Source organism: Pseudomonas sp. LBUM1645 (genome assembly GCF_059716185.1).
Map to the genome: position 1 here is coordinate 2,059,143 of NZ_CP166811.1, position 22,432 is coordinate 2,081,574.

Below are 22,432 nucleotides of genomic sequence, written 5' to 3' on the forward strand. Positions count from 1 at the left end.
GGATCCGTGTGGGAGCGAGCTTGCTCGCGATGACGGTCTTACATTCAACACATACGTTGTCTGCCAGTTCGCTATCGCGAGCAAGCTCGGTCCCACAGGTTCTGCGCCTCAACACAGATCAATCATCAGACGCTAGCCACCTGAACCACCGGCCTGCGTTCCAGGTTCAATGCCAACACGCTGACCAGCACCACCAGTGCTCCCGCAACGATCATCAACGTCGGCTGCTCGCCCAGCGCAAAAGAGGCAATCGCCATGGCGGTCGGTGGGATCAGATACAGCGTCATCGTCGCGCGGCTCAAATCCACATGAGTCAGCACATAGGCCCAGGCGAGATACGCAAGGGCACTTGGAAAAATGCCCAGCCCGATGACCGCCAGCTGCACTTCAACCGGCGCGGTGATGACCTGGTTCACCAGCCCCGGGAGATAAACCAACAGCAGCAGCGTCCCGAACCAAACCGTGTAACACACCAGCGTCAGCCCGTCGTAGCGCCGCGAGTGATGCTTCTGCAAGGCAAAGTAGAAACTCCAAGAGACCGCCGCTAGCAGGATCAACAAACCATGGGCGTCGATGCCTCCCAGTCCGTGATCCCCGGCCACCACAATCACCACACCGATCAACCCCAGAAGAACGCAGCCCCAGCGCCACGCGCTTACCCGGTCCTTGAAGACGAAGCGCGCCAGCAGCGTGCTGAACAACGGCGTCGATTGTGCCAACACACTGGAGGCGCCGGCGCTGACACTTTGCTGACCGAAATTCAGCGCGACATGGTGCAGGCTCACGGCAAAGAAACCGAGCGCGAACAGCAGCGGCAGGTCACGCCTGTTCGGCAGGCTGATGCCTCGGAACACCGCGACCACCGCCATGAATGCCGACGCCAGCAGAAACCGCAGCAAGGCCAGATGACCAGGATCATAAGCCTGCAAACCGATGTGAATGCCGGTCGGTGAGTAACCCCAGCAGCCGACCACAAATGCCATGGCCAGAATGATTTTGATGGGAGAACCGGGGGAGGGCGTGAGTGGCTTCATGATCGGGCACCTGTAGGCGGATGCACCCAGTATCAGAAGCCTGACTGTTCTCCACAACTGACTTATAGTGTGTCAACTATTCACTTTGGGTGATGTATGGAGCTGGCACAGATACGCATGTTCAAGACCGTCGCCGAGGTCGGCAGCATCGCCCGGGCGGCCGAGTTGTTACATTGCGTGCCGTCGAACATCACGGCACGGATCAAGTCCCTGGAAGCGGAGCTGGGAGTCGCGCTGTTTCTGCGTGAGGGCCGTGGGCTGCGAATCAGCCCGGCGGGGCAGACCTTTCTGGCTTATGCCTCGAAAATTCTTGCCCTGACGGCTGAAGCCAAGCGAGCGGTGGACCCTTCGGCCGAGCCGTCCGGACCGTTGCGCATTGGCGCCATCGAGTCGTCGGCGACCGGTCGATTGCCGCGGTTGCTGGCGAAATTCCACAAACGTTTCCCCGCCGTCGCGCTGGAACTGACCACCGGTACCTGGGGCCAATTGCTCGACGACACGCTCAATCACCGGCTCGACGGCGCGATCGTCGCGGTGGATGTTGAGCGCGCACACCTCAAACGCACGCCGATGTACCGCGAGGAGCTTCTGCTGATTGCCTCGACGTCCCTGGGGCCGGTGCGTGACATCGCGGATTTGCAGGACAAGACCGTGTTCATGTGGCCTCAGGGCTGTCCCTACCGGGCGGCGCTGGAACATTGGTTGCTGCGGCAGGGGCAGGCGTTGCCGATCGTCAGCCTGGCCAGTTACGGGGCGATTGTCGGCTGCGTCAGTGCCGGGGCGGGTGTCGCGCTGGTGCCAAAAGGCGTGTTTGATCAGTACGCCAAAGGGGCGGGTTGCGTGGGGTATGAATTTCCCGAGCTGACGGCGATCGATAACCTGTTTTACTGGCATGAAAACGCCGGGGTTCATCCGGCGCGGGAGGCGTTTGTGGGGATGTTGCGGGAGGAGTTTTTGCCGGGATAGGTGGTGAAGCTGAAAAACACCCCTCACCCCAGCCCTCTCCCCACGGGGGCGAGGGGAAAGGGGGCCGATCTTCAAGCCTTTCAAACCTGAGTTCGACTCGGTTTTTCAGGTCGATGTCGCCCCAAGAACAACTCGGTCAGTCCCCTCTACCTCTGGGAGAGGGTTAGGGTGAGGGGGTGGATCTAAGCCACACCCACATCCCGCATCAACAACCCAAACCTCAAATCCACCGCATCCGGAATCGGCAGATACACCGTATGCCCATCCCCCGGCGCCACCTCGATCGGCTCGCCTTTAACGTTTTGAAGCTGCTGCAAGTCGAATTGGAAGTTGCCCTTGGGCGTCATCAGTTCCATATGGTCACCCAAACCAAATCGATTCTTCACCTTGACCTCCGCCATCCGGTCACGCCGCTCGCCGGTCAGCTCGCCGACAAACTGCTGCCGCTCCGACACCGAACTGCCGTGCTGGTAGTTCTGGTATTCGTCATGCACATGCCGCCGCAGGAAACCTTCGGTGTAGCCGCGCTGGGCGAGGGATTCCAGATCCGTCATCAGACTGCGGTCGAACTCGCGACCGGCCACCGCGTCGTCGATTGCCCGGCGGTAAACCTGAGTGGTCCGCGCGCAATAAAAGTGGGACTTGGTCCTGCCCTCGATTTTCAGTGAGTGCACGCCCATCTGCGTCAGGCGCTCGACGTGCTGCACCGCGCGCAGGTCCTTGGCGTTCATGATGTAAGTGCCGTGTTCGTCTTCGAAGGCCGGCATCAATTCGTCGGGCCGATTGGCTTCCTGCAACAGGAACACCTGATCGGTCGGGGCGCCGATGCCCAGGGTCGGTTCGGGCTGGAAGGTCTGCACGATTTCGCCGAGCTGGTTTTCCGTGGCCTGCTGCGCCGAGTACTTCCAGCGACAGGCATTGGTGCAGCTGCCCTGATTGGCGTCGCGCTTGTTCATGTAACCCGACAGCAGGCAGCGACCGGAATAGGCCATGCACAAGGCGCCGTGGACGAACACCTCCAGCTCCATCGCCGGGACTTGCTGGCGAATTTCGGCGATTTCTTCCAGGGACAGTTCCCGCGACAGGATGATCCGGCTCAAGCCTTGTTGCTGCCAGAACTCGACACTGGCCCAGTTCACTGTGTTGGCCTGTACCGAAAGGTGAATCGGCATCTGCGGATAATGCCGGCGGACCAGCATGATCAGGCCTGGATCGGACATGATCAGCGCATCCGGCGCCATGGCAATCACCGGCGCCAGGTCTTTAAGGAAGGTTTTCAGCTTGGCGTTGTGCGGGGCGATGTTCACCACCACGTAGAAGCGCTTGCCTTGAGATTGGGCCTCGTGGATGCCGAGGGCCAGATTGTCGTGATCGAATTCGTTGTTGCGCACCCGCAGGCTGTAGCGCGGTTGACCGGCGTACACCGCATCGGCGCCGTAGGCGAAGGCATATCGCATGTTTTTCAGGGTGCCGGCGGGGGCGAGCAGTTCTGGAGGCAGGAGAGTCATGGCAGAGTCGGTCACAAAAGCCGCCGAGAGTAAGCGGCTTGCCCGCGGGGTTCATTGATCTGGATCTATGCTTGATGAACAAACGGATGGCACTCGCGCGAACCGTGGCGGACTAAGCATCAGGACGCGATATTGTGTCCTTGCGGACTGACATGGATCGGACATGAACGAAGAGACACTGCAAGACAAATCACTGGTGATCTTGCTAGGGCTGGTCACCGCCGCTTTCATCTGGATTTTGCTGCCGTTTTACGGCGCGGTGTTCTGGGCGGTGATCCTCGGCATCCTCTTCGCACCCCTGCAGCGGCGACTGCAACTGAAGTTCGGCTGGGAGCGCAACCTGACGTCGCTGCTCACCCTGAGCATCTGTCTGGTGATCGCGATCCTGCCGGTGATCATCCTCAGTATCTTGCTGGTTCAAGAAGGGGCCGCGCTGTACAAGAGCATCGAAAGCGGCGAACTGGACATCGCCGGGTACGTGACGCATTTCAAACACAGCCTGCCGCCGTACTTCCAGCACTTGCTCGATCGGGCCGGGGTTGGCGAGCTGGACGGCCTGCGGGAGAAAATCATCAAGAGTGCGGTGACAGGCAATGAATTCATTGCCAACAAAGCCTTCAGTTTTGGTCAGGGTACGTTTGATTTCGTGGTGAGCTTTTTCATCATGCTCTACCTGTTGTTCTTCTTTTTGCGCGACGGTGCAGAACTGGCGCGAAAAGTACGCGCTGCCGTGCCCCTGCAAGAGCACCAGAAACGCCGTTTGCAACTCAAGTTCAATCGTGTTGTACGGGCGACAGTGAAGGGCAACCTGCTGGTGGCGATCACGCAGGGCGCATTGGGCGGTTTGATTTTCTGGTTTCTGGATATTCCGAGCTCGTTACTCTGGGCGGTGCTGATGGCGTTTCTGTCGCTGTTGCCAGCGGTGGGGGCGGGGATCGTCTGGGCGCCGGTGGCGGCGTTTTTCCTGTTCACCGGGGCGATCTGGCAGGGCGTGGTGCTGGGGTTGTTCGGGGTTTTTGTGATCGGCCTGGTGGATAACGTGCTGCGACCGATCCTGGTGGGCAAGGACACCAAGATGCCGGACTATCTGATCCTGATCTCGACACTTGGCGGCCTGGCGATCTTCGGCCTCAATGGCTTTGTCATCGGGCCGCTGATCGCTGCGCTGTTTATGTCGAGTTGGGCAATCTTCATTGAAACCAAGCCGCGGGTGCAGTTGCCTTAAGCGCTGAGTTGGCCTTGGCCAATACGTTGCGACAATGCCTGGGCGGCCGGCAGCGAGGTGAGCGGCCCGCTAATCGGTTCGCCGTCCTGCACAAGGTACCAACAGGCGAGCAATCCTAGCTCTCTGAGCGGTGCGGGAACGGCGCTGCCGATAACGGACATGATCTGAACCTGAGACATAAGTACCTCCATCAATCTATGGAGCTACCTTACGGACCGGACGCTTGAACGAACAATCAACGCTTTCGATAGTCGTCATTGATGCCAATGAGGCTTCGCTTCAGTCGACCACCAGATCCAGCATATGAACCACTTCCTGCTCGTTGAGCAGGCCTTTTCGCACCAGGTTTTCTGCCAGCAACGAAAGAAACTTGGCGCTGCGATGGCCTTCCAGGTGCTTGAGTTCGGTCAGTGCGTTGTACACCTTGCTGGAAGTGCACAAGCCGACAATGCGGTGCGGGTTTTGCGTGGGCATGAGGTCGTCCTTGTTTTTATCAACCTGTTGTTAACGGACAGATCCAAGATTGCGGACCCGACATGACATAAATATGACCGTTTTCCCCAACGCGGGGGAAGGATGGCGAGTCAATCTTGCCAACTTGCACCGTAAAGACTGTCCCGACAGCGACCTTGGCGAGATTTATCCAGACCTCTGCCGACGGACGGTCACAAAAAAGGCCCCGCTGTTGAGGCGGGGCCTGATGATTCCGTTACCAGCGGCCATAACCGTGGGGAGGGCCGTAGTAACCGCGCGGTGGACCGTAGTAACCACGTGGCGGGCCGTAGTAAACCGGCGGCGGGCCGTAATAGACCGGTTGTTGCACGTAGACCGGTGCCGGCTGGTAATAAACCGGCGGCGGGGCGTAGTAAACCGGTTGTGGCTGAGCGTAAACCGGTTGCTGTTGTACATAGACCGGTCGATTGCTGTTGATGAGGGCCGAACCGACGATGGCCGTGCCAACGATCGCGCCAAATACCGCTGGCCCTTCCCAACCGTGACCGCCGTGACCGCCGCCAGCCTCTGCCTGCCCTGCGATAGCAAGAGCACCGATCAGCAAGGCTACTGTGGGGATTTTACGGATCATGATAGTTCCTCGGTTCTTCGCCCCGGCGCTTGTGTCTGCAATAGACCCAAGGATTGTCGCGGGGATACTTCTAAGACAGCGTTTTTTTGAAAATCAGCACAGCCGTTGGGTAAATTTTGTGTAAGGTCTGTATTAGCTTCTTTACGGTCCAGTGAGGCCGCGTGCAGACACACCGTTATGATCGATCAGACCCGATGGAATGGCTAATCCCGTCCATCTGAAAGTGCTATTCAAGGAGATTTTTCATGCAGATGAACCCCGACAGAGACACCCAGCTGTGCATGTCGCTTTCCGCACGCCCCGGGAATTTTGGCCTGAGGTTTCACAATCATCTGTATGAGCAACTGGACCTGAATTTTTACTACAAGGCCTTCAGCAGTCAGGATCTGCCAGGCGCCGTTGGCGGCATTCGCGCCTTGGGGATTCGTGGTTGCGGGGTGTCAATGCCGTTCAAGGAGGCGTGCATTGCGCTGGTCGATGAACTGGATCCCTCCGCTGCGGCCATTCAATCGATCAACACCATCGTCAACACTAACGGCCATCTCAAGGCTTACAACACCGATTACATCGCGATCGCCCAGTTGCTTGACACCCACCAGGTGCCGAAGGAGTTGACCTTTGCCCTGCGCGGCAGCGGCGGCATGGCCAAGGCGGTGGCCAGTGCCTTGCGCGATGGTGGCTACAAAAATGGCCTGATCGTCGCCCGTAACGAGCGTGCCGGACGGGCGTTGGCCGAATCGCTGGGCTATCGATGGCAAGCGGAGCTGGGCTCGGAGCGGCCGCAGATGCTGATCAACGTCACACCGATTGGCATGTCCGGCCCCGAGGCCGATCAGCTGGCGTTCGATGCTGAAACCATCGCCGCTGCCGAGACTGTCTTCGATGTAGTGGCAGTCCCCTCGGAAACACCGTTGATTGTGCGCGCTCGTGCTGAAGGCAAGCGAGTGATCACCGGGCTGGAAGTGATCGCGATCCAGGCGCTGGAGCAGTTCGTGCTGTACACCGGCGTGCGGCCGACCGATGAGCAGTTTCACAAAGCCGTGGATTTTGCCCGCAGTGGTCTTGGCTATCCTGCTGCCCAGCAAGCGAAACCGTGACTGAGGTGACTCATGCATCCTGCCATTCTGAATCTGGATCAGGCCGAACTTGAGCCGCTGCCCGAAGCGTTTGCCCCGACAGGAGACACCGCCGACCGCTATCAGCAACGGCAGGCGCGCATCGGCCAGCAACTTGGTGCGCAGAAGCTGGGTTATCGCCTGTACGCGCTGGAACCGGGGATGCGTGGCAGCCCGTTTCACAGTCACCGGGTCAACGAAGAGATGTTTTACATCGTGGCCGGGGAAGGGGAGATTCGCTTGGGCGCCGAGCGCTTTCCCGTTCGCGCCGGTGATGTCATTGCCTGCCCGCCGGGCGGCCCTGAAACCGCGCACCAGATCATCAACACCAGCAACGCCGAGCTGCGCTACCTGGCGGTCAGCACCCAACAATCACCTGAGATTTGCGAGTACCCGGATTCCGGCAAGTACGCGGTGATGGACGACTTCAAGGTCGACGCCGAGGGCAATGCCTCGGGCTTCGTCGCTGTCGCCAGGCCGGCGGACGGCGTGGATTATTGGGACGGCGAGTAGAAGCACCGCAAACCTAATGTGGGTTGCCGGGTTATTCGAGGCGGGCCAGGCGCTCTTCCAGCGCCGCAATTCGCGCCTCAAGCTCTTCGATCCGCTCAACCGATACGCCGCCACCCGCGCCACGCTCGGTCGGGTTCTGCCGTGCCGCCAGGATCACCTCGATGTCCGCCGGGTCGCCCAAGGCGTGCATGTAGCGGTCTTCACGCTGACCGGCCTGGCGCGGAATCAACAGCGCCAGACCGCGAGCGATCAAGCGTTCCAGTTGATGCACCACCTGTTCGGCATCTTCGAAGTCATGCATGCGGCCGCTGCGGGTCAGCAGTTCATTGACCGTTTGCGGACCGCGCAGGAACAGCAGCCCCGCAAGAATGACCTGAGCCGGCACCAGTTCCAGTGCCTTGTCGACTTTGTGTTCCCAGCGATCCGCACGACTGCCCATCACCAGTTTGGTGAAGCCGCGTCCTTCGAGGGCGCGCAGGCTTTGGCCGACCTGACCCTGGGTCAGGTTCATCACCGGCTCGCGGCTGGTTTTCTGGTTGCAGGCAATCACCAACGCATTGAGGGTCAGCGGATAGGTTTCCGGGCTGGTGGCCTGCTTTTCGATCAACGAACCCAGAATGCGGATTTCCGTTCTGTTGAGTCGCGGCTCGTCGGAGGTCGTTTCTTGCTCGGTGCTCATGATTCTGCATTCCTTCCCGGGTTCATGATTTTCTCCTGCTGGCATGCACTTTAGATTGACGTGTGCCAATGGCAACTGAATTCGTCGCCGCACCTTGGCAATGGTCACAAAACTTAAATCAACCTGTTACGCCATCTTAACAATCAGACGTGCACCGTATGCATGGCTGCAGAGGACTGCGGCTCATCACGGGTACGGCGAAAATTCCTATCGACGACGTCACCGGCCTTATTAATTGTGCAGTGGAGCAAGGCATGAAGCTGACGTGGGCATCGACCCGCAATAATGCGCTGATCGGCGCGCGCCCGCTATGACCGTACTGGTCACCGGCGCCGCCGGTTTCATCGGGTATCACACGGTCAAGCGCTTGTGTCAGGAAGGTCTTGAGGTGGTCGGTATCGATAATCTCAACGACTACTACAGCGTGGAACTCAAACACGCACGGCTCAAAGAGCTGAAGCCCTTGTCGGGCTTTCATTTCCAGGCACTGGATATCGTCGACAAACCGGCCTTGATGGCATTGTTCAAGGATCACGGCTTCACAGAGGTTATCCATCTGGCTGCCCAGGCGGGCGTTCGCTACTCGCTGGACAACCCGGACGTGTATGCGCAATCGAACCTGACGGGTTTTCTGAATGTGCTCGAAGCCTGCCGGCAGCATCGCCCCGAGCATCTGATTTATGCATCGAGCAGCTCGGTGTACGGCACCAACAGCAAAATGCCGTTCAGCGTCGAAGACGCCGTCGATCATCCGATTTCGTTATATGCCGCCAGTAAGCGTGCCAACGAGCTGATGGCCCACAGCTATTGCCATTTGTATGGATTGAAGGCCAGCGGCCTGCGTTTTTTTACCGTTTACGGACCTTGGGGGCGCCCCGACATGGCGCTGTTCAAATTTACCGAAGCGATCCTTAACGACAGGCCAATTGACCTCTACAACCAAGGCCAGATGTCGCGCGACTTCACCTACATCGACGACATCGTCGAAAGCATTGCGCGCCTGCGCCCAAGACCGCCGTTATCGGACGGACCTGGCGATGGCGCCAACCGGATCTTCAACATCGGGCGCGGCACGCCGGTGGCGCTGCTGGATTTCGTCGAGTGTCTGGAGTCGGCATTGGACAGGGAAGCCCGGCGCAACTTCCTGCCGCTGCAGGCTGGCGATGTGGTCAAGACCTGGGCGGATGTGTCGGCATTGGCGCAGTGGGTCGATTTCCGTCCACAAGTGACGGTTGAAGCCGGTGTAGCGGAATTTGTGAAGTGGTATCGCCACTTTTATCAGAGATAAAACGTTGGCCCTTGATAATAAAATCCAGGGTAATAGGGGCCTCTATGAGCCAAGACATATTTGTATCCGTGCTGATTCCGGCAAAGAACGAGGCGAGCAATCTCAAATCGCTGCTCGAAGAAATCCGTATCGCACTGGTCGATGAGGCGTATGAAATCATCGTCGTGGACGATGGCAGTACTGACGCTTCCTTGCAGGAACTGCGGCAGACCCGGCACAGCGGTCTGAGCACGTTGCGTATCCTGCGCCATGAACGTTCGCTGGGGCAGAGCACTTCGCTCTACCATGCGGCGCTCGCCGCCCGGGGCCAATGGCTGGCCACGCTCGATGGCGACGGTCAGAACGATCCGGCGGATATCCCCGGCATGCTGGCATTAGTGCGCAGAGAGCAGGGGAGCGTCGACCTTCAGTTGGTGGCCGGGCACCGGGTCAACCGTCGCGATACCGCGAGCAAGCGCTGGGCCTCGCGTTTTGCCAACGGATTGCGCAGCCGGATGCTCAAGGACCAGACGCCAGACACCGGCTGCGGGCTGAAACTGATCCAGCGGGCGGCGTTTCTGCGCTTGCCGTACTTCGACCACATGCACCGGTTCATTCCTGCGCTGATCCAGCGTCATAACGGCCGCATGATTACCCATCCGGTCAACCATCGGCACCGCATGGCCGGGGTTTCCAAATACGGAAACCTCGACCGCGCCCTGGTGGGCATTCTCGATCTGATCGGCGTCTGGTGGCTGATCAGGCGCACGCGTCTGCATGCCCATGCGCAGGAGATCGAAGGATGAACCTGTCCCGCGAAACCCTGTGGCTGGTGGTCGGTTTCAGTGGCCAGATCGCCTTCACCGGTCGCTTTGTCCTGCAGTGGCTGTACAGCGAATACAAGAAACGCAGCGTGATTCCGGTGAGCTTCTGGTACCTGAGCATCGTCGGCAGTGCGCTGCTGTTCGCTTACGCCATATACCGACAGGACCCGGTTTTCATCGCCGGTCAGGCGTTCGGTTCCATCGTCTATTTGCGCAATCTGCAATTGATTGCCCGCAGCAAAACCTTGAAGGACTGAACCGTGCGCCGAACCCTGTCACCCAGCGTCGAATGCCTGGGGCTGATGTTGCTTGCTCTTTTATTGGTCGGCGCCGGGTTTGGGCTGCGTCAGCCGCAGAATGTCGACGAGGAGCGATTCCTCGGCGTTGCGCTGGAGATGCTGCACAACGGTTCTTGGCTGATTCCGCACCGAGCCGCGGAGATCTACGGCGATAAACCACCGATTTTCATGTGGACGGTGGCGTTTTTCACCTGGATCACCGGGATGCCCGCCCTTGCCCTTTATATTCCGGGGCTTTTGTCTGCCACATCGGTCACGGCCATGCTCTACGACCTGGGTCGCCGGTTATGGAATCAGCGGGCCGGACGAACAGCAGCGCTGTTGTACCTGGCCACGTATCAGACCTACAGCATTCTGCGGACCGGTCAGATCGACAGTTTTCTGATTCTGTTCACTTCTCTGGGTATGTACGGCCTGGCCCGTCACCTGCTGCTCGGGCCCGCCTGGCGTTGGTTCTACGCGGGTTGCGCGGCCATGGGCATTGGCGTGATCACCAAAGGGGTCGGCTTCGTCCCGGCGTTGATGCTGATCCCGTATGCCTACGCGGTGCGCAAAGGCTGGCCTGGGGTGGTGGCCATGCCGGGCGAGGCGCGCAAATGGTGCCTGGGCATTTTGGTGGTGCTTGGCGCCGTCGCGATCTGGCTGCTGCCCTTGGCGGTGTCCATCGCATTCAATGGCGCTGCTGACGAAATCGCCTACGCACGGGAAATCCTGCTGCGCCAGACAGCGGGGCGCTATGCCGCCGCGTGGGATCACCGAGAACCGTTCTGGTACTTCTTCGTCAACGTCATCCCGCAATACTGGATGCCGTTGGTACTGGCCTTGCCGTGGCTCGTGCCCGCCTGGCGCAGGCAGCTGCACAAGCGCGACGGGCGAGTGCTGGTGCTGCTGGGGTGGGTCGTACTGGTCGTATTGTTCTTTTGCCTGAGCAGCGGCAAACGCAAGTTGTACATCTATCCGGCGTTGCCGGGGCTGGTGCTGGTTGCAGCGCCGCTGATTCCGTGGCTGCTCAAGCGCTGGTTCGGCAAGCGACCGCGCGGTCGGCGGGTATTCCAGGTGTTGGCCGTCACGTGGTTCACGCTGTGGTTCGCTCGCGGTTTCATCGACCCGGTCAAGGATGGACCCAATCCCCACGAGGCGCTGATGGCGCAAGCAGCGGCGATGACCCAGGGCGCAGACCTGGTGCTGGTCAACTGGCGTGAGGGCCATTGGTTATTCGCCCGACAGCCGATTGTGCATTTCGGGATGATCGGCTCCACGGTCGAGCAGGCCGCTCAATGGCTGCGCGAACATCGTCAGGCGTACGCCTTGGTGCCGGATGAACTGCTGAGCCGGTGTTTCAATCCTCAGGCCGCCCATGAGTTGGGTGAAACCTCTCGCGCGCAATGGTCGATCGTCGGTGCCGATGCTGATAACGGCCGTTGTCATCCCGGACAGCCAGCCAATATCTATCGCTTCACCTGGGACCGCGCATCGCTATAATCGCCCCACGTTTCCCTCCTGTCACAACACGAGACTGCCATGACTATTTCCCTGTACGCCGCTTCCGTCCCGGTTTTCAAACAAATGCTCAACGCCCTGAGCGACGTTTTGAACAAGGCCGAAGCCCACGCCACCGCCAAGAACATTGACCCAAATGCTTTCCTGCAAGCCCGTCTGTACCCGGACATGTTCCCGCTGGTCCGTCAGGTGCAGATCGCCGTTGATTTCGCCAAGGGCGTTTCCGCGCGTCTGGCCGAAGTTGAACTGCCGAAGTACGACGACACCGAAACCACCTTCGCCGAGCTGCAAGCGCTGATCGCCAAAGTGCTGGCCTTCATCGGCGAGATCAAACCGGAACAGATCGACGGCAAGGAAGGCATCGAAATCATCACCCGTCAGGGCACGCCGAAAGAGAAGCGCTTCACCGGCCAGGCTTACCTGCTGAGCTACGGCCTGCCGCAATTCTTCTTCCACGTCACCACCACCTACGCACTGCTGCGTCACAACGGTGTGGAAGTGGGCAAGCGCGATTACATGGGCGCGTTCTAAACCTCCCAGCGTAAAAAAGCCCGCCAAGGTTCGCGCCTTGGCGGGCTTTTTTTTGGTGAATCAAAAGATCGCAGCCTCGTTTCACTCGACAGCTCCTACATTGAGATGCGTACAGCCTGTAGGAGCTGTCGAGTGAAACGAGGCTGCGATCTTTTGATCTTTGTTAAGCCAATCGCTGGGATTTCTCGTCTTCGCCCAGGCACGCCGCCGCGGTGAACAGTACGTCGGTGGAGGAGTTCAGCGCCGTTTCCGCCGAGTCCTGCAGCACGCCGATGATGAACCCGACGGCCACCACCTGCATGGCGATTTCACTGGGGATGCCAAACAGGCTGCACGCCAGTGGAATCAACAGCAACGAGCCGCCTGCCACGCCCGAAGCGCCACAGGCACAGATCGCGGCGACGATGCTCAGCAGGATGGCGGTCGGAATGTCCACGGCGATGCCCAGCGTATGCACGGCGGCCAGGGTCAGCACGGTAATGGTGATCGCCGCGCCCGCCATGTTGATGGTTGCGCCCAGCGGAATCGAGACCGAGTAGGTGTCTTCGTGCAGGCCCAGGCGCTTGCTCAATTCCAGATTGACCGGAATGTTCGCCGCCGAGCTGCGGGTGAAAAATGCGGTGATACCGCTTTCACGCAAGCACGTGATCACCAGCGGATACGGGTTGCGACGCAGCTTCCAGAACACGATGACCGGGTTCATCACCAGCGCCACGAACAACATGCAGCCCAGCAGCACCGCCAGCAGATGCACGTAGCCGATCAAGGCACCGAAACCGGAGGTGGCGAGGGTCGAAGCCACCAGGCCGAAAATGCCCAGCGGCGCAAAACGAATCACCAAACGCACGATCAGGGTCACGCCGTTAGACAAGTCGCCGAGCACCTCGCGAGTGGTGTCACCGGCATGGCGAATGGCAACGCCCATCCCGATCGCCCACGCCAGAATGCCGATGAAGTTGGCATTCATCAGCGCGCTGACCGGGTTGTCGACCACGCTCAGCAGCAGACTTTGCAGCACTTCACTGATACCGCCCGGCGCTGTGATCGCAACGTCGTGAGTCGCCAATACCAGGCTCGAGGGGAACAACGTACTGGCGACAACGGCCACCACCGCCGCCGCAAACGTTCCCAGCAGATACAGAAACAGAATCGGCCGGATGTGGGTTTCCTGGCCGTGCTTATGGTTGGCAATCGAGGCCATGACCAGCACGAACACCAGAATCGGCGCGACGGCTTTCAGTGCCGATACAAAGACTTTGCCGATGAACGCGGTGGACTTCGCCACCTCCGGCGCGAACAGGGCCAGGGCAATCCCGGCGACCAGGCCGATGATGATTTGTGTGACCAGGCTTAAGCGTTGCAGGCGTAACCATAGCGAAGGGGATGAAGCGGTCATAAAACGGCATCTCTGATTTTATTAGGTGCGGGGTATCGCGACATCAATGCCAATCAATGGCCGATGAACAGGGTGTACGTATCGCGGGGCGCGGACTTTATCACAGCGTGGTCTTCATCCTTCAGACCTGTGACGATCTGCCGCCCGCGGGGCCAACGAGATCGGCAGGTTCGTGCAACCCTGATCGGAAACACTCTGTTAAGATTCGCCATCCTCATTTTCAAGTCATGCCAGTGGGCCTTCGGGTTATCGCTGGTGTCGTCGTTTTCTGGAGTTGTGCATGCTTTTGCCCATCCTTCTGTTGTCTGCCGCCGGTTTCACGGTGCTGACCACGGAATTCGTCATCGTCGGCCTGTTGCCGGCGATCGCTCGAGACCTTGAAGTCAGCATCCCCCAGGCGGGTTTGCTGGTGACCTTGTTCGCCTTCACGGTCGCCGCATTCGGGCCGTTCCTGACCGCCTATTTCGCAAGGTTCGAGCGCCGCAAATTGTTCATCTCGGTGCTGATCATGTTCGGCCTGGCCAACACCCTCGCGGCGTTTGCCCCGAACATCGGGGTGATGGCCATTGCCCGGTTGATTCCGGCGTTGGGTTTGCCGGTGTTCTGGGCGCTGGCCAGTGAGACGGCGGTGGACATCGTCGGCCCGGACTACGCCGGCCGCGCCATCGCCAAGATCGGATTCGGGATTGTCTGCGCCACCGTGTTCGGCATTCCGGTGGGCACACTGATCTCCGATGCATTCGGTTGGCGCAGTGCCTTCGGCATTCTGGCGGTGATCGCGTTTGCCAAGGCGTTGCTGCTGTTTATCTACCTGCCGAAAACCAATCTGCATCAGCATCAGGTGAGCTTCAGTTCGCAATTCAAAATTTTGCGCAGCCCGCTGATGGTGGGTCATGTGCTGCTGTCGGTCCTGGTGTTCAGCGGCATGTTCACCGCTTATACCTACCTGGCGGACATTCTTGAGCGCCTGGCTGGTTTCAACGGCACGGTGGTCGGCTGGTGCCTGATGGGCTTCGGCGCGGTCGGCTTGATCGGCAACTCATTGGGCGGCCGCGCGGTGGATCGTCATCCGTTGATCGCCTCGATGATGTTCTGCGCGTTCATGATCGCCGGCCTGGTGGCGTTGGTGCCGAACATCCATTCGCCGCTCGGTCTGGCGGCGGCGATGGGGATCTGGGGTGTGACTCAGGCGGCGTTGTTCCTGGTCAGCCATGTGCGATTGATGAAGGCTGCACCCGAAGCGCCGGCGTTCGCGGCATCGCTGAACATTGCCGGGGCTAACCTCGGGATCGGCCTGGGCGCCATGATCGGCGGTAGGGTCATCGACGGTGTAGGCCTGCAAGGTCTTGGTTTCGCGGCAGCCGCTTTTATCCTCGCCTCGATCCTCTTGGCCATCGCGCTGATGACCTTCAAGCCCCGCGAAGTCTGCGCCTGACACCTCACATCTCGGTGAACAGCTCGCGTCGGGCACCTTCGGTAATGGCGACAATGCCGGGGTGCTTGACCTTGCGTTCCACCGAAATGGCGTAGAACGACTCGGTCACCGCGTCGGTCTGGCCAATCAACTCCACACCGTATTGGCGTATCACTTCATCGGCAATCACGCTCGGGCCGATGAAGATCCCGCTGCCGGATTGGCCGAAAGCCTGCATCAAGGCGCTGTCATCGAACTCGCCGACGATGCGCGGCTGAATCTGCTGCTCGGCAAACCAGCGCTGCAAGCGACTGCGCACCACGGTCTCCGGCCCTGGAATCAGCAGCGGTGCGCCGTGCAGGCTGCGGGGGAAATCCTGTCCGTATTGCGCCGCCAGTTCAGCAGTGGCGAAGAAGCTGATCCCGCATTCCCCGAGTTTCTGGCTGTAGCCCTTGATGTCCAGGTGCGAGGGCATCGGGCTGTCGGAGATCACCAGGTCGAGACGCTGGATCGCCAGGTCGGCGAGCAGGCGTTCCAGTTTGTCTTCGCGACAGGTGATGCGCAGCGGCTCGCTCAATTCCATGGTCGGCGCAATCAGCCGATAGACGATGGATTTCGGCACCACATCGGCTACACCTACCCGAAACAGAATCTGCTGTTCGTTGGGCTGTGCTCGCAGCATCAGCTCCAGTTCGCCGCCCAGCTGAAACATTTGCTCGGCGTAGGGCAGGGTCTGACGCCCGGCTTCGGTGAGTTCCAGCTGCCGGCCGACCCGGCGAAACAGCTCGATGCCATACGTTTGTTCGAGCAGGGAAATCTGCCCGCTGATGGTCTGCGGCGTCAGGTTCAGTTGCTCGCAGGCGCGCACGATGCTGCCGGTCTTGGCCACCACCCAAAAGTAATGCAGCTGTCGATAATTCAACATGATGTTTATGACCTGTAGGAGCTGCCGCAGGCTGCGATCTTTTGATCTTGTTTGTAAAAGCGAAGATCAAAAGATCGCAGCCTGCGGCAGCTCCTACGCAAGGCGATCGGCGTACGCAGATCTGGATTCGTAAAAACCGAAGTATAACCGCTAAAAATACGAATTTTCCTGAAGTGTTTGCCTCCCTAGAATGCCTCGCTATCAACGGGCCATCGTTTCCGTCCGGATTGTTCTATCGAGGAAAGCATCATGAAGCTTAAAACCACGGCACTGCTGATCACGTCTTTACTGGTATTGGCCGGTTGTGACCAGGCCGAGAAAAGCGCTCAGCAACTGATGGGCAAGGCTGCCGAAACCGCCAAACAAGCGATCGACGACACCCACAAAGCCGCAGAGCAGGCAATCAGCGACGCCACTGGCGGGCTGATCAGCAAGAAAGAACAACCGGCCAAAGAGACGGACAAAACCGAATCTTCGTCCCAAGAAATCTAAACCGTCTTAAAAGAGTCAGGACTGACCCATGGAATACCTTTTAGAACTTGCTGCAAGCCCCACCGCCTGGGTCGCCCTGGCTACGTTGATCGTTATGGAAATCGTGCTCGGCATCGATAACCTGATCTTCATTTCGATCCTGACCAATAAACTGCCCGAGCAGCACCGGCAGAAAGCGCGGCGCATTGGTATCGGCATGGCGCTGATCCTGCGACTGGCGCTGTTGAGCACCATCGCGTTCATCGTCCAGTTGACTGAGCCTGTGATCGATATCTTCGGCCAGACGTTCTCCTGGAAGGACATGATCCTGATCGCCGGCGGCCTGTTCCTGTTGTGGAAGGCGACCACCGAGATCCATCACAGCATGGACCCTGCGCCGGATGATCCGACGTCGGCCACCTCGACCGTGACCCTGGGCTTCGCCGCCGCGATCGGTCAGATCCTGCTGCTGGACATGGTGTTCTCCATCGACAGCATCATTACCGCTGTTGGCATGACCGAGCATTTGCCGATCATGATCATCGCGGTGGTGGTGTCGGTACTGGTGATGTTGCTGGCGGCTGATCCTCTGGCCAAGTTCATCAACGACAATCCGACGGTGGTGATGCTGGCGCTGGGCTTCCTGATCATGATCGGCATGACGCTGATCGCCGAAGGCTTCGGCGCCCATGTACCGAAAGGCTACGTGTATGCGGCCATGGCGTTCTCGGCGACGATCGAGGGTTTGAACATGATGTCGCGACGGTCGAAGCAGAAGCGTTTAGCCGCTGAAGCTTAACTCGCGTTAAACGAAACGGCCGCCTGTGCTCGAAAGAGTCAGGGGGCCGTTTTTATTTGGATACATAAGGGTGTCGGTCAGTGCGCAGTAGCGTGCTGTTCAGCGGTTTTATCGGGTTTCGCCACCGGCGTCGACTGAGCCGGATGATGGTGCCGGCGGGTAATTCGCAGGACCCCCCATAACATGGCGGCGGCAACGGCCAGCCAGCCAGAAATCAACATCACAATGGTCATTGTCAGGCTCATCAGTGCCTCCTCTTCGCCCTGCTGCGGGCACACACTCTTTGCACATGACAGTCTAGTCGCTGCTGTGTTTCAGGCTATTGACCAAAGGTCGGCCGTGACCAATCAGTTCGCTCTATCGAATGCCATCATCTGCCGGTTAAGGCTATACCGCTGCCGCGCGGCGTCCTATGATCGACGGCCAAGCCGGGAGCGCGAATACCTGGCGTCTAAATCAAGAGAGTGATGATGGTGCGGGTATTTTCTCGAATTCGATCTTTAGTGCTGGTCGTTGGCTGCGTTGCAGGTCTGGCTGGCTGCGCGGGGAGTGTGGCGCCTGAAATCAAGCGCCTGCCGGAGCGAGTCGAGCTCAGTGGCACGTTCTACCGTGGCGTGGCGAATCAGAGTGGGCCGCAAGTGCTGGCCAGCATGTTGTCCCAGCAAGGGATTGTGATTACGCCAGGCTTGCTCGAAAAACCGTTGCATTTGCCGGGTGCCGAAGCCCAGTTGCAGCAGAACATGCAGAACCTCGCTCGCGAGTACGGCATGGTCGTCTATCCCCTCGACAGCAATCTGCCTGCACTGTTGACCCAGGTTGCGGCTGGTTACCCGGTAATGGTGCGTTTCACCGAAGGCTCGGCGTTCTGGGCTGAACCGCGTTACGCCATTCTTGCCGGGTACAACCGTCAGAAGCAGACAGTGCTGCTGCGCTCGGGCATGAATCGTCGGGAGTTGATGGGTTTCGGTTCGTTTGAATCGGCGCTCAAGGATGCCGGTGGCTGGGCCGTGCTGATTCAGAAGCCGAATCAACTGCCGGCCAATGTCGATCAACAGCGATGGCTCAAGGCCGCGAGCGACCTTGCCCAGGCAGGTCAGGAGCAGGCGGCCGCCAGGGCGAAGAAAGCGCTGAACGCGCAATAAGTCCGTTCGTCATCTGTCGGGCACCCCTGCACGTTGCCGACCTCTAACAAAGTAGGGCCCGGATTTCTCCGGGCCAGACTCAAAGGAGGCGCCCATGGCACATTCCACTACCCCCGTCGGCCCGCACTCATCTGAGCATTCTTCGGGCGATGAGTTGGGGTTCGACCCCGATTCACCGGACCTCGCCGATCCTCAGGTCGACCCCATCGGACCCGCCAAGGCCCCGAGGGATGTCAAGCCGGGCGACAATCCCAAGGCGCCTGCGAAGCCTTACGATCCACTCGCAGATCTGAAACTCTGAGCCTGAGTGAGGTGCGTATGTCTACCGATTCGAGTTTCAACGACAAACGTCCGGACAGCGTTCCAACCACGCCGGAAGAGGGTATTGACCCCGTGATGGATCCGAACGATCCGTTAAGGGACCCCTTGGCGCGTCCGATGGTAGTGCCAACGGAACATCCTCACGGCACGAGAGATCCGAGTGCCGGGGACGGCATTCCAGATGACGACCAGATGCCGTTGCCCAATGATTAACGCTGGACGAAAAAAGCCCCGAATATTCGGGGCTTTGTTTTATTTGTCGTTTAGTTATTTCGACGCTTCAACCACGCCGCTCTGGCGATGCTTGAGGTTCTTGTCGGATTTGTACTGCAAGGCTACAGACGGCACGTTCGTGCCCTTGCCGGTTTCCACCCAGCTGCGAATGCGACTGGCATCGGCAAAGTGCGTGTACTTGCCAAAGGCGTCGAGGATGACCAGCGCAACCGGGCGATTGCCCATGCTGGTGACCAGCACCAGGCAGTGACCCGCCTCGTTGGTGAAGCCGGTTTTCGTCAGCTTGATGTCCCAGTTCGGCTTGTTGACCAAATGATCGGTATTACGGAAACCCAGGCTGTAGTTGGGTTTACGGAACGAGACGGTTTTTTCCTTGGTCGTACTCAGCTCAGTCAACAGTGGGTACTTGTGCGCAGCGATCAGCAGTTTGCTCAGGTCGCGGGCCGTGGACACGTTGCGAGGGGAGAGGCCGGTCGGTTCGACGAAGTGCGTGCTGGTCATGCCGAGTGCTTTCGCTTTGGCATTCATTGCGGCAATGAACGCGACGTAGCCGCCCGGATAATGATGGGCCAGGCTCGCGGCCGCGCGGTTTTCCGAGGACATCAGGGCGATCAGCAGCATTTCCTTGCGCGGCATTTCGCTGTTGAGTTTCACCCGGGAAAACACACCTTTCATTTCCGGCGTGTCGCTGATGTTGATGGAGATGTATTCGTCCATGTTCTGCCTGGCTTCAACCACGATCAGCCCGGTCATCAGTTTGCTGACGGAAGCAATCGGCACAACCACGTCAGGATTGCTGGCATAGATGACTTTGTTGGTCTGCAGATCCATCAGCAATGCGCTGCCGGAAGCGATCTTCAGTGATGACGTATCTCGCGGCGCCGAAGTGGTGTCGGCAGCGTTGACCATTGGCGTGGTGAAAGTCCCTGTAAATGCAAAAAATAGGCTCAGGATGGAAAGACGGATTTTCACGCTGGCAGACTCGTTAGGTGTGGATAAGCCGTTCTGTAACGGGTTGTTTCTTTAAAAACGACGCATTTTAGGAGTATGGCTGAAGAACTGTCGATGGTTGATCAATGAACAGGTCAAAGTCCTTTAAAACCCCTACAAACAGTAGGTTTCCGGCGAGTGGTAGCGTTTTTAATTCAGGCAAAAAGAACCCCGCCAATGGCGGGGTTCCTTTGTCTGTCGCCGCAATGAAAACGCGAACTCAGCCGTGCAGTGTTTCGGCTGCGTACAGCGTGTTTTCCAGCAGGCAAGCGCGGGTCATCGGGCCAACGCCACCCGGGACTGGAGTGATCCAGCCGGCGCGGGGCAGGGCGGTGTCGTAGATCACGTCACCGACCAGTTTGCCGTCTTCCTGGCGGTTGATGCCGACGTCGATCACGATCGCGCCTTCCTTGATCCACTCACCCTTTACCAGTCCCGGCTTGCCGGCGGCGACCACCACCAGATCGGCGCGACCGATGTGGCCTGCCAGATCCTTGGTGAAGCGGTGGGTGACGGTCACGGTGCAGCCGGCCAGCAGCAATTCCATTGCCATCGGGCGGCCAACAATGTTGGAGGCCCCGACAACCACTGCGTCCATCCCGTAGAGATCGACACCGGTGCTTTCCAGCAACGTCATGATGCCTTTAGGCGTGCACGGACGCAGCAGCGGAATACGCTGGGCCAGACGGCCGACGTTATAAGGGTGGAAACCGTCGACGTCCTTGTCTGGACGAATGCGCTCCAGCAATTTGGAGGCGTCCAGGTGTTCAGGTAGAGGAAGCTGAAGCAGAACGCCATCAATCGCCGGGTCGTCGTTCAGGCGGTCGATCAGATCAGTCAGCGCTTCTTGAGTGGTTTCGGAAGGCAGGTCGTAGGCTTGGGAAATGAAGCCGACCTCTTCACAGTCTTTACGCTTGTGCGAGACATAAACCTGAGAGGCGGGATCGCTGCCGACCAGGATCACCGCGAGGCCGGGCGTGCGCAGACCTTGCTGGCGACGCTCGTTGACGCGTTTGGCGATCTGCTGGCGCAGGCTGGCGGCGATCGATTTGCCGTCGATTAGTTGTGCAGTCATTGCGCGTGATTAACCATCGAGAGGGGAAAAAAAGAGAACGCATTCTCGCATGTCATGAGGTGAGGGCAAAGGCGCTTGGTCTGCAAATTCCCCTAACCCCTTTAATTAAATGAATTTTTTATAAAAAGGATTTGACTGCCTTCGGGGCGCTCTATACTATTCGTCGCACTTGTCGGGCACAGCCTAGCACTGGATGAGAAGGTCGAGCGGAATTGTGATTCTGCGAGGCTGGAAAGCACTTAGTTTGTAGTCCTCCAAGAGTACAGATTAATAAGGCGCCCGTAGCTCAGCTGGATAGAGCATCCGCCTTCTAAGCGGATGGTCGCAGGTTCGAGTCCTGCCGGGTGCGCCATTAGGCAGCTTTGGCACAAGTAGCGCAATATGGTGGGCGTAGCTCAGTTGGTAGAGCACGGGATTGTGACTCCCGTTGTCGAGGGTTCGATCCCCTTCGTCCACCCCATATTTCGAAAGGCGCCAGATTAACAGTCTGGCGCCTTTGCTTTAACAGCTTCAAACCGCGGATGTGGTGGAATTGGTAGACACACTGGATTTAGGTTCCAGCGCCGCAAGGTGTAAGAGTTCGAGTCTCTTCATCCGCACCAAATAAAGCTTCACCCAGGCCGGTTGGTTTGGTTGGGGCGCAGCAAGGGAGTTTTTGGCTTCTTTGTCAGGCAATATGGTGGGCGTAGCTCAGTTGGTAGAGCACGGGATTGTGACTCCCGTTGTCGAGGGTTCGATCCCCTTCGTCCACCCCATATTTCGAGAGGCGCCAGATTTAACAGTCTGGCGCCTTTTTTGTTTTAGCGGTTCGAGTATCAATCGGCTGCATGTCCTGGGTCGCAGGGGTGGGGTGTTTCGTCGTATTTATGTTTCTCGATGATGCCGCGCCGCCCGCCGGCCTTGCTCGCAAGACCGGCTGTCAGGGAGATGATTGGCAACTTCTTCTATATATAGAAGGATTGGTGCAGAGCCCTGGCGTGACTGGCTGTATTTGCTAACAGGGCGAGGCACAACCGTTTGTCCCTCGCCTATAAATTGCCTGCTGCTTTTTTACCCGTTTTCAGTAGGGTGACTTCTTGAGTTTGACCCACTAGAATGCATGCCCTTGATTCTGGGGTCG

The 22,432-nt window shown here is 58.7% G+C and carries 25 protein-coding genes, 4 tRNA genes and 1 pseudogene; 19 read left to right on the forward strand and 11 right to left on the reverse strand.

Features of this window, described 5'->3' with window-relative positions; genetic code table 11:
• Nucleotides 1-125: 125 nt before the first annotated feature.
• Nucleotides 126-1,034 carry a DMT family transporter gene (locus tag ACA079_RS09060; RefSeq protein WP_497703273.1) on the reverse strand — a complete coding sequence of 303 codons (909 nt, stop codon included), beginning with the start codon at nt 1,032-1,034 and terminating at the stop codon, nt 126-128.
• Nucleotides 1,035-1,130: 96 nt separating this feature from the next.
• Here ACA079_RS09060 and ACA079_RS09065 point away from each other — a divergent pair, with 96 nt between their 5' ends.
• Nucleotides 1,131-2,000, forward strand: coding sequence for a LysR substrate-binding domain-containing protein (locus tag ACA079_RS09065; protein ID WP_497703274.1), 870 nt, complete (start codon nt 1,131-1,133; stop codon nt 1,998-2,000).
• A 182-nt stretch (nt 2,001-2,182) separates the two neighbouring features.
• Here the strand turns inward: ACA079_RS09065 and trhP are convergent, their stop codons facing one another.
• Complete coding sequence (gene trhP / locus ACA079_RS09070; RefSeq protein ID WP_497703275.1) at nt 2,183-3,508, reverse strand: prephenate-dependent tRNA uridine(34) hydroxylase TrhP; 1,326 nt, start codon at nt 3,506-3,508, stop codon at nt 2,183-2,185.
• Nucleotides 3,509-3,671: 163 nt separating this feature from the next.
• On the opposite strand from trhP, the gene ACA079_RS09075 reads away from it, so the two are divergent.
• The gene (locus ACA079_RS09075; protein WP_497703276.1) at nt 3,672-4,733 is read left to right on the forward strand and encodes an AI-2E family transporter; all 1,062 of its coding nucleotides are present in this window, start codon (nt 3,672-3,674) and stop codon (nt 4,731-4,733) included.
• Here ACA079_RS09075 and ACA079_RS09080 read toward each other — a convergent pair.
• The 3 genes from ACA079_RS09080 to ACA079_RS09090 all read right to left on the reverse strand — a co-directional run bounded on the left by ACA079_RS09080 (nt 4,730) and on the right by ACA079_RS09090 (nt 5,817).
• On the reverse strand, nt 4,730-4,912 hold the full coding sequence (locus tag ACA079_RS09080) for a hypothetical protein (protein WP_095128871.1): 183 nt from the start codon (nt 4,910-4,912) through the stop codon (nt 4,730-4,732). The genes ACA079_RS09075 and ACA079_RS09080 overlap by 4 nt on opposite strands.
• Nucleotides 4,913-5,012: 100 nt before the next feature.
• Complete coding sequence (locus ACA079_RS09085; RefSeq protein WP_003179723.1) at nt 5,013-5,207, reverse strand: hypothetical protein; 195 nt, start codon at nt 5,205-5,207, stop codon at nt 5,013-5,015.
• A gap of 235 nt (nt 5,208-5,442) precedes the next feature.
• On the reverse strand, nt 5,443-5,817 hold the full coding sequence (locus ACA079_RS09090) for a hypothetical protein (protein WP_497703277.1): 375 nt from the start codon (nt 5,815-5,817) through the stop codon (nt 5,443-5,445).
• 245 nt (nt 5,818-6,062) lie between these two features.
• On the opposite strand from ACA079_RS09090, the gene ACA079_RS09095 reads away from it, so the two are divergent.
• Nucleotides 6,063-6,914: a shikimate 5-dehydrogenase gene (locus ACA079_RS09095; RefSeq protein WP_497703278.1), complete on the forward strand. Its 852-nt coding sequence runs from the start codon at nt 6,063-6,065 to the stop codon at nt 6,912-6,914.
• A gap of 12 nt (nt 6,915-6,926) precedes the next feature.
• Nucleotides 6,927-7,445 (forward strand): cupin domain-containing protein, encoded by a 519-nt coding sequence (locus ACA079_RS09100; protein WP_095128874.1) that lies wholly within the window; start codon nt 6,927-6,929, stop codon nt 7,443-7,445.
• Between the two features lie 31 nt (nt 7,446-7,476).
• Here the strand turns inward: ACA079_RS09100 and ACA079_RS09105 are convergent, their stop codons facing one another.
• Nucleotides 7,477-8,124 (reverse strand): YceH family protein, encoded by a 648-nt coding sequence (locus ACA079_RS09105; RefSeq protein ID WP_497703279.1) that lies wholly within the window; start codon nt 8,122-8,124, stop codon nt 7,477-7,479.
• A gap of 310 nt (nt 8,125-8,434) precedes the next feature.
• On the opposite strand from ACA079_RS09105, the gene ACA079_RS09110 reads away from it, so the two are divergent.
• The 5 genes from ACA079_RS09110 to ACA079_RS09130 are packed head-to-tail and all read left to right on the forward strand — an operon-like array spanning nt 8,435 to nt 12,545.
• Nucleotides 8,435-9,412, forward strand: a complete 978-nt coding sequence (locus tag ACA079_RS09110; RefSeq protein ID WP_497703280.1) for an NAD-dependent epimerase — start codon at nt 8,435-8,437, stop codon at nt 9,410-9,412.
• Nucleotides 9,413-9,456: 44 nt separating this feature from the next.
• Nucleotides 9,457-10,197 (forward strand): glycosyltransferase family 2 protein, encoded by a 741-nt coding sequence (locus ACA079_RS09115; RefSeq protein WP_497703281.1) that lies wholly within the window; start codon nt 9,457-9,459, stop codon nt 10,195-10,197.
• Nucleotides 10,194-10,472 (forward strand): lipid-A-disaccharide synthase N-terminal domain-containing protein, encoded by a 279-nt coding sequence (locus ACA079_RS09120; RefSeq protein WP_076028031.1) that lies wholly within the window; start codon nt 10,194-10,196, stop codon nt 10,470-10,472. Before ACA079_RS09115 ends, ACA079_RS09120 begins: the two co-directional genes overlap by 4 nt.
• A gap of 3 nt (nt 10,473-10,475) precedes the next feature.
• Nucleotides 10,476-11,996 (forward strand): ArnT family glycosyltransferase, encoded by a 1,521-nt coding sequence (locus ACA079_RS09125; RefSeq protein ID WP_497703282.1) that lies wholly within the window; start codon nt 10,476-10,478, stop codon nt 11,994-11,996.
• A 39-nt stretch (nt 11,997-12,035) separates the two neighbouring features.
• Complete coding sequence (locus tag ACA079_RS09130; RefSeq protein ID WP_008148402.1) at nt 12,036-12,545, forward strand: DUF1993 domain-containing protein; 510 nt, start codon at nt 12,036-12,038, stop codon at nt 12,543-12,545.
• A gap of 163 nt (nt 12,546-12,708) precedes the next feature.
• Here the strand turns inward: ACA079_RS09130 and sstT are convergent, their stop codons facing one another.
• Nucleotides 12,709-13,941 carry a serine/threonine transporter SstT gene (sstT, locus tag ACA079_RS09135; RefSeq protein WP_497703283.1) on the reverse strand — a complete coding sequence of 411 codons (1,233 nt, stop codon included), beginning with the start codon at nt 13,939-13,941 and terminating at the stop codon, nt 12,709-12,711.
• Between the two features lie 280 nt (nt 13,942-14,221).
• Here sstT and ACA079_RS09140 point away from each other — a divergent pair, with 280 nt between their 5' ends.
• Nucleotides 14,222-15,376, forward strand: coding sequence for an MFS transporter (locus ACA079_RS09140; protein WP_497703284.1), 1,155 nt, complete (start codon nt 14,222-14,224; stop codon nt 15,374-15,376).
• 4 nt (nt 15,377-15,380) lie between these two features.
• Here ACA079_RS09140 and nhaR read toward each other — a convergent pair whose 3' ends face one another.
• A complete protein-coding gene (nhaR, locus tag ACA079_RS09145) occupies nt 15,381-16,280 on the reverse strand; it encodes a transcriptional activator NhaR (protein ID WP_008148408.1) in 900 nt (299 codons plus the stop codon).
• A gap of 249 nt (nt 16,281-16,529) precedes the next feature.
• Here nhaR and ACA079_RS09150 point away from each other — a divergent pair, with 249 nt between their 5' ends.
• Nucleotides 16,530-16,772: a hypothetical protein gene (locus ACA079_RS09150; protein WP_008148410.1), complete on the forward strand. Its 243-nt coding sequence runs from the start codon at nt 16,530-16,532 to the stop codon at nt 16,770-16,772.
• 28 nt (nt 16,773-16,800) lie between these two features.
• Nucleotides 16,801-17,550 (forward strand): TerC family protein, encoded by a 750-nt coding sequence (locus ACA079_RS09155; RefSeq protein ID WP_497703285.1) that lies wholly within the window; start codon nt 16,801-16,803, stop codon nt 17,548-17,550.
• A 77-nt stretch (nt 17,551-17,627) separates the two neighbouring features.
• On the opposite strand, the gene ACA079_RS09160 is transcribed toward ACA079_RS09155, so the two are convergent.
• Nucleotides 17,628-17,795, reverse strand: coding sequence for a hypothetical protein (locus tag ACA079_RS09160; protein WP_165934015.1), 168 nt, complete (start codon nt 17,793-17,795; stop codon nt 17,628-17,630).
• A 167-nt stretch (nt 17,796-17,962) separates the two neighbouring features.
• Here ACA079_RS09160 and ACA079_RS09165 point away from each other — a divergent pair.
• The 3 genes and pseudogenes from ACA079_RS09165 to ACA079_RS09175 all read left to right on the forward strand — a co-directional run bounded on the left by ACA079_RS09165 (nt 17,963) and on the right by ACA079_RS09175 (nt 19,226).
• Nucleotides 17,963-18,692, forward strand: a pseudogene (locus ACA079_RS09165) (peptidase C39 family protein).
• 94 nt (nt 18,693-18,786) lie between these two features.
• A complete protein-coding gene (locus tag ACA079_RS09170) occupies nt 18,787-18,993 on the forward strand; it encodes a DUF6021 family protein (RefSeq protein WP_497703286.1) in 207 nt (68 codons plus the stop codon).
• A 17-nt stretch (nt 18,994-19,010) separates the two neighbouring features.
• On the forward strand, nt 19,011-19,226 hold the full coding sequence (locus ACA079_RS09175; RefSeq protein WP_140680193.1) for a hypothetical protein: 216 nt from the start codon (nt 19,011-19,013) through the stop codon (nt 19,224-19,226).
• Between the two features lie 54 nt (nt 19,227-19,280).
• Here ACA079_RS09175 and pbpG read toward each other — a convergent pair whose 3' ends face one another.
• Complete coding sequence (pbpG, locus tag ACA079_RS09180) at nt 19,281-20,219, reverse strand: D-alanyl-D-alanine endopeptidase (protein ID WP_497703287.1); 939 nt, start codon at nt 20,217-20,219, stop codon at nt 19,281-19,283.
• A 238-nt stretch (nt 20,220-20,457) separates the two neighbouring features.
• Nucleotides 20,458-21,312, reverse strand: a complete 855-nt coding sequence (gene folD, locus ACA079_RS09185; RefSeq protein ID WP_497703288.1) for a bifunctional methylenetetrahydrofolate dehydrogenase/methenyltetrahydrofolate cyclohydrolase FolD — start codon at nt 21,310-21,312, stop codon at nt 20,458-20,460.
• 275 nt (nt 21,313-21,587) lie between these two features.
• On the opposite strand from folD, the gene ACA079_RS09190 reads away from it, so the two are divergent.
• The 4 genes from ACA079_RS09190 (at nt 21,588) to ACA079_RS09205 (ending at nt 22,067) form a co-directional block, all read left to right on the forward strand.
• Nucleotides 21,588-21,664, forward strand: a tRNA-Arg gene (locus ACA079_RS09190).
• 32 nt (nt 21,665-21,696) lie between these two features.
• Nucleotides 21,697-21,772: transfer RNA gene (locus ACA079_RS09195), tRNA-His, on the forward strand.
• 57 nt (nt 21,773-21,829) lie between these two features.
• A tRNA-Leu gene (locus ACA079_RS09200) sits at nt 21,830-21,914 on the forward strand.
• A gap of 77 nt (nt 21,915-21,991) precedes the next feature.
• Nucleotides 21,992-22,067: transfer RNA gene (locus ACA079_RS09205), tRNA-His, on the forward strand.
• Nucleotides 22,068-22,432 lie beyond the last annotated feature (365 nt).

What these genes read in the sequence shown, in the direction of transcription:
- ACA079_RS09110 (WP_497703280.1), top strand. Translation starts at nt 8,435, where the DNA reads ATGACCGTACTGGTCACCGGCGCCGCCGGTTTCATCGGGTATCACACG.
- ACA079_RS09170 (WP_497703286.1), top strand. Translation starts at nt 18,787, where the DNA reads ATGGCACATTCCACTACCCCCGTCGGCCCGCACTCATCTGAGCATTCT.
- trhP (WP_497703275.1), bottom strand. Translation starts at nt 3,508, where the DNA reads ATGACTCTCCTGCCTCCAGAACTGCTCGCCCCCGCCGGCACCCTGAAA.
- ACA079_RS09075 (WP_497703276.1), top strand. Translation starts at nt 3,672, where the DNA reads ATGAACGAAGAGACACTGCAAGACAAATCACTGGTGATCTTGCTAGGG.
- ACA079_RS09140 (WP_497703284.1), top strand. Translation starts at nt 14,222, where the DNA reads ATGCTTTTGCCCATCCTTCTGTTGTCTGCCGCCGGTTTCACGGTGCTG.
- ACA079_RS09150 (WP_008148410.1), top strand. Translation starts at nt 16,530, where the DNA reads ATGAAGCTTAAAACCACGGCACTGCTGATCACGTCTTTACTGGTATTG.
- sstT (WP_497703283.1), bottom strand. Translation starts at nt 13,941, where the DNA reads ATGACCGCTTCATCCCCTTCGCTATGGTTACGCCTGCAACGCTTAAGC.
- ACA079_RS09090 (WP_497703277.1), bottom strand. Translation starts at nt 5,817, where the DNA reads ATGATCCGTAAAATCCCCACAGTAGCCTTGCTGATCGGTGCTCTTGCT.
- ACA079_RS09060 (WP_497703273.1), bottom strand. Translation starts at nt 1,034, where the DNA reads ATGAAGCCACTCACGCCCTCCCCCGGTTCTCCCATCAAAATCATTCTG.
- nhaR (WP_008148408.1), bottom strand. Translation starts at nt 16,280, where the DNA reads ATGTTGAATTATCGACAGCTGCATTACTTTTGGGTGGTGGCCAAGACC.
- ACA079_RS09080 (WP_095128871.1), bottom strand. Translation starts at nt 4,912, where the DNA reads ATGTCTCAGGTTCAGATCATGTCCGTTATCGGCAGCGCCGTTCCCGCA.
- ACA079_RS09130 (WP_008148402.1), top strand. Translation starts at nt 12,036, where the DNA reads ATGACTATTTCCCTGTACGCCGCTTCCGTCCCGGTTTTCAAACAAATG.
- ACA079_RS09115 (WP_497703281.1), top strand. Translation starts at nt 9,457, where the DNA reads ATGAGCCAAGACATATTTGTATCCGTGCTGATTCCGGCAAAGAACGAG.
- ACA079_RS09155 (WP_497703285.1), top strand. Translation starts at nt 16,801, where the DNA reads ATGGAATACCTTTTAGAACTTGCTGCAAGCCCCACCGCCTGGGTCGCC.
- folD (WP_497703288.1), bottom strand. Translation starts at nt 21,312, where the DNA reads ATGACTGCACAACTAATCGACGGCAAATCGATCGCCGCCAGCCTGCGC.
- ACA079_RS09095 (WP_497703278.1), top strand. Translation starts at nt 6,063, where the DNA reads ATGCAGATGAACCCCGACAGAGACACCCAGCTGTGCATGTCGCTTTCC.
- ACA079_RS09160 (WP_165934015.1), bottom strand. Translation starts at nt 17,795, where the DNA reads ATGAGCCTGACAATGACCATTGTGATGTTGATTTCTGGCTGGCTGGCC.
- ACA079_RS09175 (WP_140680193.1), top strand. Translation starts at nt 19,011, where the DNA reads ATGTCTACCGATTCGAGTTTCAACGACAAACGTCCGGACAGCGTTCCA.
- ACA079_RS09085 (WP_003179723.1), bottom strand. Translation starts at nt 5,207, where the DNA reads ATGCCCACGCAAAACCCGCACCGCATTGTCGGCTTGTGCACTTCCAGC.
- ACA079_RS09065 (WP_497703274.1), top strand. Translation starts at nt 1,131, where the DNA reads ATGGAGCTGGCACAGATACGCATGTTCAAGACCGTCGCCGAGGTCGGC.
- ACA079_RS09100 (WP_095128874.1), top strand. Translation starts at nt 6,927, where the DNA reads ATGCATCCTGCCATTCTGAATCTGGATCAGGCCGAACTTGAGCCGCTG.
- ACA079_RS09105 (WP_497703279.1), bottom strand. Translation starts at nt 8,124, where the DNA reads ATGAGCACCGAGCAAGAAACGACCTCCGACGAGCCGCGACTCAACAGA.
- ACA079_RS09120 (WP_076028031.1), top strand. Translation starts at nt 10,194, where the DNA reads ATGAACCTGTCCCGCGAAACCCTGTGGCTGGTGGTCGGTTTCAGTGGC.